The sequence below is a fragment of the Chitinophaga horti genome, assembly GCF_022867795.2.
In the GTDB taxonomy this organism is placed as follows: Bacteria; Bacteroidota; Bacteroidia; order Chitinophagales; family Chitinophagaceae; genus Chitinophaga; species Chitinophaga horti.
This window is the reverse complement of record NZ_CP107006.1, coordinates 3,272,045-3,284,453: the sequence shown is the minus strand read 5'-3', so window position 1 is coordinate 3,284,453 and position 12,409 is coordinate 3,272,045. Positions and strand designations below refer to the sequence as shown.

Genomic DNA, 12,409 nt, shown 5'->3' with positions numbered 1-12,409 from the left:
CAGCAATGAAAAAACTCATTTATATAGGTATCGCTCTTTCCGCTACAGTCATCAGCTGTAAAAAGGATCTGGAGAAGTTCCCACAGGGACAGCTTACAGAAGAAAATGTATTTACCGAAGCCAATGACTTTAAGTTGGCGATTGACGGTGCTTACCAGCCCATCACCAACCGCTTTCGCGGTGCCTGGGATTGGGAGAATGGTGGTTCTATTCCCCGCGAATGGGTAATCGGTGATGTGATGAGCGACGACGCCGTGAAAGGCGGCGGCAGCCTGGGCGACCAGGAAGATATGCGCCGTATGGAAACCTTTTCGGTGTTCCCGGAGAATAACAACGTACTGGCCATCTGGCGGTACAATTACAAAGGCATCAACGCAGCCAATAACCTACTGGCGCAGGATGGCAGCAATGTACCGGGGCTGGATGCTAATCTCCTGAAAAGAATCAAAGGTGAAGCGTATTTCCTGCGTGCATTTTACTACTTCCGCCTGGTAACGAACTTCGGTGCCGTGCCTTTGCTGGCGCCGGATAAGAACCTCACCGATAACACGAAGAAGGCGACCGTAGCAGAGATTTATACGCAGATCGAAAGCGATATTGCACAGGCCTTAACGATGTTGAGTCCTTCGTATACGGAAGCTGCCGACTACCATCGTGCAACGACCGGTGCTGCGCATGCTTTGCTGGCGAAGACCTACCTGTATCGCGGCCAGTGGGAGCAGTGCCTGAACGAAATTGTGGAAGTGGAGAAAGGTCCGTACCAGTTGCTGGATAAATTCGAGGATAACTTTAACGGTATAGGTGAGCGCGGTGGTGAAATCATTTTTGCCGGCCGGCATGATGCGGGCGTAGTGCCTTCGCAGGGTTCCATCCTAAACGCCGTGTTCGCGCCACAGGGCAAAGGTTGGGGCTTTAACATTCCTACCCAGGACCTCGTAGCTGAATTCGAAACCGGCGATCCCCGCCTGGGAACGACCGTGATGCGTGCGGGTGATAAGTGGGTAGATGGAACGACTAATTATGAACCTTCCTGGTCGCCGCTTACCGGTTTAAACGTACGTAAGTTTATGAGCAATAGTGCGCTTATCGATGACGGTGGAGTGGATTATATCTATATCCGCCTGGCGGATGTGTTACTCTGGAAGGCAGAGTGCTACGCCAACCTCGATCAGCCGGGTCCTGCACAGATTGCACTGGAGCGGGTGAGAGCGCGGGCACGTAAATATGCGGCCAATCCGGCTACGAATTTGCCTGCCGTTACTACGAATGATAAAGCGGCTTTACTGGCGGCCATCCGTCACGAAAGAAGGGTAGAGCTGGCGTTTGAGGGACAGCGTTACTATGACCTCGTGCGTTGGGATCTGGCTAAAACAGTATTAGCGGCTGCGCCGGATGCCGATCCGCTGAAAGGTTACAAAGACTATGGCGCCGGCTGGCAGGATCGCAATAAATTGCTGCCTATCCCGCAACGCGAAGCCGATCTGCTGGGCCTCGATCAGAATAACGGCTGGAACTAATGATATAATGGAGGCTGCCCATCAGCCTCCCTTTCACCAATATTGAAGAAGTATGGAATTAGCAAAACGATTTTCGCAAAACCCATTGTTACGGCCTGCCGATGTGCCGCCCAGCCGCCCCGGACTGGAAGTAGCCTGCCTGCTGAACCCGGGTGTGTTTGAGTTTGATGGCAAAACCTGGCTGCTCATCCGCGTGGCCGAACGGCCGTCGCAACAGCCGGGCATCATCTCTTTCCCCGTGTTACGTGAAGGGGGCATCGATATTATAGAAATACCACTGGACGATCCGGAACTGGATGCGACCGATCCGCGTGTGATCAACTATAAAGGCGCCGATTACCTTACTACCCTTTCTCATTTACGGCTGATGTGCAGCGATGACGGCATTCACTTTTATGAGCCGGAAGGGTATCCTGCACTGCATGGCGAAGGCATCCTGCAAAGCTTTGGCATAGAGGATTGTCGTGTGGCGAAACTGGGCGATACGTACTATCTCACTTTTACGGCCGTGTCGCCGAACGGGGTGGGGGTAGGATTACGTACCACCAAAGACTGGAAAACATTTGAACGGCATGGCATGATGTTGCCGCCGCATAATAAAGATGTTGCCATCTTCGAGGAAAAGGTGAACGGTAAGTTTTATACGTTGCACCGGCCGAGCAGTGTAGACATTGGCGGCAACTACATCTGGCTCGCAGAATCGCCTGATGGTTTGCATTGGGGCAATCACCAGATCATTGCTACCACCCGCAAAGGCCACTGGGACAGTAAAAGAGTGGGCGCCGGTGCGGCACCGATCAAAACAGAAAAGGGTTGGCTGGAAATCTACCATGGTGCAAACGAAAAACACCAGTACTGCCTGGGCCTGCTGCTGCTCGATCTTAACGATCCGGCGAAAGTCATCGCCCGCAGTGATGCACCGATTATGATGCCTTCGGCAGATTATGAGCTGACGGGCTTCTTCGGACAGGTGGTGTTTACGAACGGGCATGTGGTAAAGGGTGACACCGTCACGATTTATTACGGTGCTGCCGACGAAGTGGTATGTGCTGCTGACTTTTCCATCAGCGCGCTTTTATCTTCCTTAAACTGCTAACAGATGCTTAAGAACCTTTCCCGGGAAATAAAACACTTCCAGGAGCAGCCGCATGACTTTCGTATACTCACGCTCACGAACCTGATCTACGCGCTGGTATTACCGGTGATCGACATCTTCGTAGCGGCGTATGTAATGCGCAACTCCAACGATCCTACCAAGGTGGTGATCTACCAGCTGACGATATACACCGGCATCCCGCTTACCTTTTTGCTGAACGGGTTTTTACTCAGTCGTTTCAATATCAAAACACTGTACTCCGCAGGCATGATGTTAAGCGGTGTAAGTATGCTGGTAATGATGTCGCTCAAAACGCTCGACCTTTGGGGCATTGCGTCCGCAGGGCTGATCATGGGCATGTCGTTCGGCTTTTACTGGGCCAACCGCGATTACCTGGCGCTGGCGATTACGAACGACAAGAACCGCAACTACTACTACGGACTGGAAACATTTTTCTATACGATTATTGCGGTAGTCATTCCCATCGCGATCGGCTGGTTCATTGAAGTGTACGGCGATAAACGTACCGTAAACGGCGCCTACCGTATCGTGACGGGCGTAGTGTTCATGGTGACGGTGGCCGCGTCCATCGTATGTTTCCAGGGGAAGTTCAAGAACCCGACGGATAAAAAGTTCCTGTACTTTAAGTTTCATCCGTACTGGAAAAAGCTCTTGGGCTTAGCCACATTGAAAGGCCTCGCGCAGGGTTACCTGGTAACCGCACCGGCTATGCTGATCATGCTGTTATTGGGTAAAGAAGGCGCATTAGGCACGGCACAATCAGTAGGAGCGATAGTGGCGGCGGTGTTGATGTACATCATCGGCCGCATGGCCAGGCCGGAGCATCGGCTGGTTATCTTTGCGGGCGGACTCGTTTTCTTTTTCGTAGCCTCGCTGTTCAACGGCATTATGTATAACGCCACCGGCGTGATCGTATTTATGATGTTCCTGTTACTGGCCAAGCCTTTGCTCGACCTGGCGTACTTTCCCATCCAATTCAGCGTGATCGATATCTTATCTAAAAAAGAAAAACGGAATGAATTTGCGTATATTCTGAACCATGAAGCGGGTTTGTATGCCGGTCGTTTTGTAGGTGCAGGTACATTCATCTTCCTGGCTTACTATTTTTCTACAGAAGTCGCATTACGTTATGCGATCATGATCATCGCCCTGGTGCAGCTGTTATCGGTCGTGGTGGCCAGGGTCATCATCAGGGAAGGAAAAGAAATTATTAAATCACTACAGGAAGAAACTATACAATCTGAGCATTGATGAGAAAACTTATTGTGATAGGCCTGTGCGTAATGGCAGTCCAGGCTTGTAAAGAAAATACCCCTGCAGCCAACCCGGTAAAGCAGGAGCACCTCGCGCGCATCGATTCTATGGCCGCTATTCCGCAGCCTTTGCAGATCATCGACTGGTACGATATGGCGCGTCGTTTCGATAGTACGGTATATGATTTTAAAGCGACCGGCGAACACTGGCCGCTCGTTTGGTGGGACAGCTCGGGCCGCAACTTTCCGCAGCCCGTTGTAGGTTTATATACCGCTATGAACGACCAGCGCCAGGGTACGCACAACAAAGGCATGTTCCATGAAGCGCTGGCCAGCATGGGTGCCGTGTTAGGCGCCACGCTCGTGGGTATTGACAAAAGCGATCAGCAGGGATTGAATTATGTGGGCATGCTTAAAAACTACTTTAACAAAGAAACCGGCTGGAACATCATGATGAATAACACCGTACCCGAAGTGGCCTTACTGGGCGGCGGTTATGGCCGTGACTGGTGGTATGATGTATACCCGAATATGTTGTTCTACGCTATCTACGACAAATATCCCAACGAACCTGGCTTCGATACACTGGCGCGTAGTATAGCCGATAAATTTTACCAGGCAGATTCGATCCTGGATGGTAATTACAACTACTCGTTCTTTAACTACGGCACTATGCAGCCTGTAAAGAACGACATCTGCGAACAGCAGGATGCTGCGGCTGGCCAGGCCTGGGTGTTGTACGCCGCTTACCGTCACTTCGGCGACGTGCGTTACCTCGAAGGTGCCAAACGTGCATTGAAAGCGTTGGAGGATCAACCTAAAAATACGTTCTATGAAGTGTTCATGCCCTTCGGCGCTTACCTCTCCGCCCGCATGAACGCAGAGCAAGGTACTAACTTTAATGCCCGTAAGTTCCTGGAATGGACGTTCGACGGTACGCCTGAATGTCGTGCCGGCTGGGGCGTGTTGCTCGGCAATTGGAATGGCATCGATATTTCCGGCATCGTAGGTAGTACGAAAGATAGGGGTGGATACGGCTTCCTGATGAATACATTTGATCTGTCGTGGCCGGTGGTGCCCATCGCCCGTTACGATGCGGCTTATGCAGATGCAGTGGGTAAATGGATGTTGAACGCTGCTAACGCCGCGCGCTTCTTCTACACCCAGTACATGCCGGATGAACATGAGACCATTCCGGAACAGGCGGCTGCCGGTAAAGGAGTGATTGGTTATGAAGGGATCATTCATTCCCCTTCCTACCCGGAATATGCACACCTGAAAGCACCGGTGGCGCAAGGCGACGGGCCTTTGTGGGCAAAGGGTAACCCGGCTGTATCGCAGTTCAGCGTTTATGGCAGCGGGCATGCCGGCTTCTTCGGCAGCATTATCCGCAGCACGAATATTCCTGCCATCCTGCAGTTAAACCTGCTGGCGACGGACTTCTTCCACGATAAGGCCTATCCGACCTATCTCTATTACAATCCTTATCCGGAAGCCAAGAAGGTGATCGTATCGCTGGAAGGCAAAGCAGTAGATATTTACAATACAGTGAGCCGCACGTTCATCGCGAAAGGAGTAGGGGGTACGTATGAATTATCGGTCCCGGCCAGTTCTTCTGCCATCCTGGTGATGGTACCTGCCGGTCTGAAATCTGAAATCCGCGATGGTAAACTGGTGGCCGACAATGTGGTCATCGATTATCATCCCGCTAAATAACTTTTGCCAGCTTCGCCCCGCGCCTGTTATCACCGGCGTGGGGCTTTTTCGTTTTAACAAATAATTGACAGTGTCAACTCAACCATAAGGCTTGGTTTTTGTTAGAATAGGACACCTCACGGAGAGGTATTATGTAACAAAACAGAATGATTATGAGTAGTTTGAAAGACAAGTCAGTAGTGATTACCGGAGCGGCAATGGGTTTAGGATTAGCTGCGGCGAAAGTATGTGCAGAGAAGGGCGCTAACCTTACCCTGGTAGATTATAACGAGAGCGCGCTGACCAGTGCAAAGGCAGAAATTGAAAAAGCTACACCGGGCGTGAAGATCCTCACTATTACAGCGGATGTATCGGATGAGGCGGCAGTGAAGGCTTACGTGGAGGCAGCTTTGAAAGCGTACTCCCGGATCGATGGGTTCTATAACAATGCTGGCATCGAAGGCCGGCAGGCACCGCTGGTGAGTTACGATCAGCAAGTTTTTGAAAAGGTGGTAGATATAAACCTGTATGGTGTGTACTACGGCATGCGTCACATTATCCCGATCATGCAGCAACAACAGTATGGCAGGATCGTGAATGTGGCTTCTGTAGGTGGCATTCGCGGGGTGATGAACCAAACGCCTTACGTGGCGACCAAACATGCGGTGACAGGGCTTACCAAACAGGCGGCGCTGGAATATGGCCGCGATGGTATCCTTACGAACGCCATTGCACCCGGCGCGATCTTGACACCGATGGTGGCGGAAGCTTTCAAACAAGTGAATCCGGAAGATCCAAAAGCTGCGGAAACGGTATACGCGCAGGCCAATCCTACCAAACGACTCGGTTTGCCCGAGGAGGTAGGTAGACTTGTTGCCTTCCTGCTCAGCGATGAATGCAGTTATGTGAACGGCCAGGTCATCGCGATAGATGGCGGACAATCGAATAGTTACGGTAACGTTTAATAAACAAGAAAGAGGCTGCCATCATGATGTGCAGCCTCTTTTTTTTATAGTTTACAGCAGTTTGTTACCCGCATCTGCCCAGTCGAGCAGTCGCTCGTAACCTTCCACATGTAAATTGTGATGCTGTGTAAACAGGAATCCTCTTCCTTTAAAAGGCTTCAGGTTGCGTGTTAAGTCATCGATCATCATATCTGTTCCTACTACGGTTTTATCGCCGCAAAGGCATACCTGTCGCCAGGTAAGAAAAGGGAAGTTATCTTCCAGCCAATAATACTTATCCTGCAATGAAGCAGGAAATTCCATGGCCGCCGATACGATGAACACGCGGTATTTCTTATTCAGTTCTCTCAGCACGTCCACCGCATCCGGAAACACTTTCAGGTCGCGGAAAAAGCCGGGTGTATTCAGGTATTGGTGAATAACGCCTTTATGTTCTTCCGGTACCACTTCTGACAAATGTTTGCCGATAAGATCTTCATCCGTGAAGGTGGTGCCAAAGTCGCGGTAATACCAATCCCTCGCTTTGCCGATCGGGTCGGCAATCGTCTCGTCCATGTCGATGGCAATTGACTCTTTGTACTCTTCCATGTGTTTAAAAATTAATGTTCGTCGTTAAAGCAGCGCGCCCTTTCCTCGCTGGTTCGCAGGGAAAGGGCGCTGGTATCCTGTTAATATTGATAGTCTTATTCGAAGATCTTTTCCACCCTTCCCACATTGCCATTCACGTCCATTCCTTCCACTACCACACGGAAGCGTTTGGAGAAGTCGTTGCTGTAAAAGTCGAACCGCGCTACGTTCTGGATCGTATCGATGTTCAGTTGCGGGTTCCAGTACAGCGTCAGGCGTTTATCAGGCAGTTCGTGGATCGGCTTCTTCACGGCATAGTCAGGGGAGTAGAACGTGCGAACCACATTGTAACCCCATTTCTTATACAGCTCAAAACCCTTCACCGTGTTATCACGCGGCGTGTCGCCACCACGGCGGGTATAGATCGCGATTGCACCACCGGCACCGCCACCGAAGCCACCCATGAAAGGAGGGCGGAACACTTTTACCATCGCGATATCAGTAATCGGCAGGTTGGCGATCATCTGCACGTCTACCGGCATCTGGTCAAGGAACAGTTGTGGTTTATCACCGCGCCAGCTGAGTTGCGGCTCGTTCATATTACCGGTGATCTGTAAGCCCGCCACACGTGCCTGCAGGTATTGGAACACGTTCATGGCCACCGGGTTTTCGGTAGTGAAGTCGAACACTTGTCCGTCGCCGGAGAACATGCCGCTCGCATACCGTTTATCGATTGTTTCCGCCTGCGTTGGTTTGCGGGAGGTTACGTTAAATTCTTTCAGGTAGATGGTTTTATCATTCACACGCCTGTTCACCACATTACCTTCGTTCACTGTAGTAAGGTAGCTTTTGAGGACGTTGGTGCTTAGCGGCGGCGGTATCATGAAAGGGTAAGGCATCTTCACCGGGTTCGCCAGTTCAAAAAAGTGGCGGGTGATGCTAACATCGATCCAGGCACCTTTCTTTTCCGGATCATTCGCCTTATAATATACCAGGCCCGTGTCTTTAAACTGGATGTTCGCCAGGGCAAATTCACCTTTTTCGTTCGTCGGTGCCATCGCGATCATCTGTCCGCTATCCACCGGCGTTTTGACCATGAAGCTTACGTTGCCGTTTACCAGCGGGCGATTACCCTTTTTGGCCACGCCTAACACCGTAAGTCCCTGCTCGTAAGGATAGCGGAACGTGGGGTATTGGTTCGCGATTATCTTTTCCCAGCTGAACCTGCGCCAGCCGTTAGTCATCATCACCATATCCAGGGCTTTCAAGGTATTTTCCGTAGTGTCGCGGAAGTACCATCCCGGGCGGTGCACATAACCTTTCAGGTCGGAGGTGAGCAGGCTATGGGAAACGATGTTGTTATCGTATTCGTCATGTTCCACCTGGTCGGCGTCGGTTACAGAAACGGAGAGTTGTCCGCGGTTCGCATCCGGCAGGTCGAGTACCAGTTCTGTTTTCGTACGCGGACCTTTGGATACACTGTTCGCTGAAATGATCATCGGTATCTCTTCCAGGTTGTTGCGCACAAAGGCCAGCCTTTCTGCCAGCGGCGTGCCGTCGCGTTTGAACAGCGTGATCTGCATAATGCCGTTGGGCAGGTTCTTTGTCGGTATCAGCCCGCTGATCTTACCTTCCGCTACGTTCAGCACTGCTTTGTAGATCAGTTGGTTCTGCATTTGCGCCACCAGCAGCATCTGCGCATAGGCAGTGTCTTCCTGGTTGCTGAGCGCCGTGAGGTAGAAGATGCGGGAGCCTTTATTGTACACGCGCATGCCTACACCGGAAGGTTTCGCGGCAGGCAGGCTGAAGGTCTTTTCGGTACCGGCAGAGTCTTTTGTTTTAGCGGTATAAGTTTCGCCCGCTTTAGGAGTGAATTCGAACAATCCCATGCCATCATGAAAAGTGCTGAGTTCCGCTATCTTTTCGCCTTTGCTGTCGCTAACGGTGCCGCTCACTTTTGTAGGATAACCGCCCTGGTTGATCGCTTTGAATGCCACCTGGCTGGCTACGCCTGCAATCATATCTCCCCCTTCCGGGAAAAACTGTACGGAGTAAGCACTCTTTGCACCCGCTGCATCGCCACCGAGGGTGTTACCACCTGTTGGACGGGCAGCTGCGGCCGCATCCTTCTTAGGATCGTAAACGCGGATGTTTTTATGGAAGAAGAAGCTGGAATCGTAGTTCATCATATAAGAAGTATATGCGCGGGCCTGGTAGGTGCCGGATTTGAAGGTTTCAGGCAGTTCTATTTCGCCTGCACCGCCACCTTCATTCAGCTCCACGATCCTTTTCTGTATCACGATACCGTCTTTATCGATCAGTTCCACGTACAGGTTGCGGGCGCCGTAAGCGGGCAGTTCCTGCAGGGTCACATAACTTTTAAACCAGATGGTTTCGCCCGCGGCATAGTAATCTTTGTCGAAATGGAGATATACTTTCTCCTGTGGATAGTCGTGGTAAAACTTCTCTAGTGCGTCTGTTATCCGGTTGGTCCACTCGTCGGCAGGGATATAGCTGAAGGCGGCACAGGTCAGGAGCACTCCCGTCATCCACGCTGCAAGCCTTTTCCCTGGTCTCCTCTTAGAATTTTGTTGCATTTAAATAGAATCAGTATGATTAACAAATGTTGTGTTAGAATGTGTTTGATTAATTTGCATCAATAAATATACGGTAAAAATTATTTTATCATAATCCGGTAAATTTAGGTAAATGGCGGAAGCTGGAAAGGTTTTAATAGTGATCGGCGGCGGTGCGGCGGGCTTTTTTTGTGCGGTGAACGCGGCGCGGCTCCATCCCGGGTTGCAGGTACGCATACTGGAAAAAACGAGCAAATTGTTATCAAAAGTAAAGGTCTCCGGCGGCGGCAGGTGTAACGTGACCCATAACGCCCCGGCGGTACCCGACCTGGTAAAGAAGTACCCACGCGGCCAGCAAATGCTAAAAAAGAGCTTTTATCACTTTCATACATTGGATACCGTGGCCTGGTTTGCGGAGAGAGGTGTTACGCTCAAAGCCGAAGGCGACGGTCGAATGTTCCCGGTAACAGATTCTTCCCAAACCGTGATCGACTGCCTGCTCGAAGAAGCTACAAAGTATCGTGTGCGCATCGACGTTAATACAGAAGTAACCGCATTACATCAATTAACCGACGGCCGCTGGCGGCTCGACCTCCGCGGCGACAAGTCCATAGAGGCGAATTACGTGTGTGTTTGCACCGGCGGGTATCCGCAGGCCGACAAATTCAACTGGCTGAAGGAGCTGGGCCATGAGATACAACCGCCTGTTCCCTCGCTGTTTACCTTTAACATGCCCGGCAACCCGGTCACCCAGCTGATGGGCGTGTCCGTTCCGCAGGCAGTGGTGAAGGTCGCGGGAACCAAACTGCAGGAATCAGGCCCCTTGCTTATCACTCACTGGGGCATGAGTGGCCCGGTGATTCTGCGGCTCTCCGCCTGGGGGGCTCGTAGTCTGCACGATATGGACTACCGTTTTACCGCCATCGTGAATTGGCTGCCAGACTACCAGGAGCATACGCTACGCGAGGAGTGGCCCGAGATCCGGCAGGGGATGGCTGGCCAAAAAATTTACCAGAAGAACTACTTCGCCCTGCCACAGCGGTTATGGCACTTTTTGCTGCAGCAATCCGGCGTAGCCGAAGATACCCGCTGGGCCGATCTGCCTGCCAAAGAACAGAATAGACTGATCCGCAACCTGGTGTCAATGGAGTTTCCAGTACAGGGCAAAACCACGTTCAAAGAGGAGTTTGTGACTTGCGGAGGCATCGCATTGTCGCAGGTAGACGCGCAAACGATGGAAAGCCGGCTGCACAAAGGGCTCTTTTTCGCAGGCGAGGTGATGGATGTGGATGGTATTACTGGCGGTTTCAACTTCCAGCACGCCTGGACGAGCGGCTGGCTGGTGGCGAATAGTCTTGGATAGGCGTTGGGTCGTACTGTAGCCCTGGTGAATGTCAGGTCGCCAGGTACAAGGATATCGAACAGTTATGGTGAACGTCATTTCGCCAGGTACAAGGATATCGAACAGTTATGGTGAATGTCAGGTCTTCCTGTACAAGGATATCTAACAGTTATGGTGAACGCCAGGTAGCCCTGGAGAATGTTGGGGCGTCCCGTTAAAGGATAGGGAATAACCTCAAATCGTCAGATAATGAATGCCTGGCGCATAATCCTGCTCCAGTGCTTCGAGCAGCTTTTCAAAGTGGCCGTCGCCATACAGGAAATCCGTTTTAGACGTGTCGACCATCAGCGTACGCACCGGGTGCTGGCGCAGGTACTGCATGTACACGCTTTGCACATCATGCAGGTACTGGTCCTGGATGTTTTGCTCGTACTCCCGGTTCCTCTGACGAATGTTTTCCTGCAACCGTTTGATAGGCGAGTTCAGGAAAATCAGCAGGTCGGGCTGGCGTAACTGTGGGTTGATGATGTCGAACAGCTTCTGGTAGAGGGCATATTCTTCCTCCGCGAGGTTGATGCGGGCGAAGAGCAGGCTTTTGATGAACAGGTAATCAGATACCACCATTTCGGACGAAAAAAGTTCCTGTGCCGTGAGCAGCTCCTTCAGCTGTTTGTAACGTTCCGCCATAAAGAACAGTTCCAGCGGAAAGGCATATTGCTGCGGACGTTCATAGAACTTGGGCAGGAAAGGATTATCGGCAAACTCCTCGAGGATGAGCCGGGCGTTAAAGTGGGCAGACAGTCTCGTGGCGAGGGTCGTTTTTCCCGCACCGATATTGCCTTCTATGGTGATAAATTTATAATTCATAACTATTTGCTAAGTGAAGGCTGCCTTTTATGGACAGGCAGCGGGTCCGGGCAGATGCTCAGTAAGTACGACAGGGGCTGTTGCAACACCGGGTGTACAAATGCGGGCATCATTTCACAGAGTGGCGTTAGTACAAAACGGCGGTTAGCCATCTGCGGATGCGGCACTTTGAGTTGTGGCAGATCGATCACATCGTTATTAAAAAAGATCATGTCTATATCGATCACCCTGCTGCCCCATTTTTCGCGGCGTACCCGGCCGATCTGGCGTTCAATGTCCATCATCAGTTCTAGCAGTGCGGTAGCAGTAAGCGGCGTTTGTAATTCCAGCGCCTGGTTCAGGTAGTTCGGTTGTTTAACACCGCCCCAGGGAGCCGTGGCGTAGAGGGAAGATGCCCTCACGACTTTTCCGGCTGTGGAATCCAGCAAATCCACGGCCTTACGCAGGTTTTGGCTACGGTTGCCGAGATTGCCACCTATAAGTAATATCGCTGTATTCATGTATTAGAAG

The 12,409-nt window shown here is 51.4% G+C and carries 10 protein-coding genes; 6 read left to right on the top strand and 4 right to left on the bottom strand.

Annotation, left to right across the window (positions count from 1 at the left end; genetic code table 11):
* The first annotated feature begins 5 nt into the window (after positions 1–5).
* From MKQ68_RS13195 to MKQ68_RS13175, 5 genes are all read left to right on the top strand, one after another.
* Positions 6–1,517 carry a RagB/SusD family nutrient uptake outer membrane protein gene (locus MKQ68_RS13195; protein WP_264279533.1) on the top strand — a complete coding sequence of 504 codons (1,512 nt, stop codon included), beginning with the start codon at positions 6–8 and terminating at the stop codon, positions 1,515–1,517.
* Between the two features lie 52 nt (positions 1,518–1,569).
* Positions 1,570–2,613 carry a glycoside hydrolase family 130 protein gene (locus tag MKQ68_RS13190; protein ID WP_264279532.1) on the top strand — a complete coding sequence of 348 codons (1,044 nt, stop codon included), beginning with the start codon at positions 1,570–1,572 and terminating at the stop codon, positions 2,611–2,613.
* Between the two features lie 3 nt (positions 2,614–2,616).
* A complete protein-coding gene (locus tag MKQ68_RS13185) occupies positions 2,617–3,885 on the top strand; it encodes an MFS transporter (protein WP_264279531.1) in 1,269 nt (422 codons plus the stop codon).
* Entirely contained in the window at positions 3,885–5,603 is a 1,719-nt protein-coding gene (locus tag MKQ68_RS13180; protein ID WP_244843508.1) for a hypothetical protein, read from the top strand. Before MKQ68_RS13185 ends, MKQ68_RS13180 begins: the two co-directional genes overlap by 1 nt.
* 152 nt (positions 5,604–5,755) lie before the next feature.
* Positions 5,756–6,547 carry a glucose 1-dehydrogenase gene (locus MKQ68_RS13175; protein WP_244843509.1) on the top strand — a complete coding sequence of 264 codons (792 nt, stop codon included), beginning with the start codon at positions 5,756–5,758 and terminating at the stop codon, positions 6,545–6,547.
* Positions 6,548–6,598: 51 nt separating this feature from the next.
* On the opposite strand, the gene MKQ68_RS13170 is transcribed toward MKQ68_RS13175, so the two are convergent.
* Positions 6,599–7,135, bottom strand: a complete 537-nt coding sequence (locus tag MKQ68_RS13170) for a 5' nucleotidase, NT5C type (protein WP_244843510.1) — start codon at positions 7,133–7,135, stop codon at positions 6,599–6,601.
* A 95-nt stretch (positions 7,136–7,230) separates the two neighbouring features.
* Positions 7,231–9,663 carry an MG2 domain-containing protein gene (locus MKQ68_RS13165; protein ID WP_264279530.1) on the bottom strand — a complete coding sequence of 811 codons (2,433 nt, stop codon included), beginning with the start codon at positions 9,661–9,663 and terminating at the stop codon, positions 7,231–7,233.
* A 160-nt stretch (positions 9,664–9,823) separates the two neighbouring features.
* Between MKQ68_RS13165 and MKQ68_RS13160 the strand changes: the two genes are divergently transcribed.
* Positions 9,824–11,053 (top strand): BaiN/RdsA family NAD(P)/FAD-dependent oxidoreductase, encoded by a 1,230-nt coding sequence (locus MKQ68_RS13160; protein ID WP_264279529.1) that lies wholly within the window; start codon positions 9,824–9,826, stop codon positions 11,051–11,053.
* Between the two features lie 213 nt (positions 11,054–11,266).
* On the opposite strand, the gene MKQ68_RS13155 is transcribed toward MKQ68_RS13160, so the two are convergent.
* Positions 11,267–11,899, bottom strand: a complete 633-nt coding sequence (locus MKQ68_RS13155; RefSeq protein ID WP_264279528.1) for a deoxynucleoside kinase — start codon at positions 11,897–11,899, stop codon at positions 11,267–11,269.
* A gap of 2 nt (positions 11,900–11,901) precedes the next feature.
* Positions 11,902–12,399 carry a 2-amino-4-hydroxy-6-hydroxymethyldihydropteridine diphosphokinase gene (gene folK / locus MKQ68_RS13150; protein WP_244843514.1) on the bottom strand — a complete coding sequence of 166 codons (498 nt, stop codon included), beginning with the start codon at positions 12,397–12,399 and terminating at the stop codon, positions 11,902–11,904.
* Positions 12,400–12,409 lie beyond the last annotated feature (10 nt).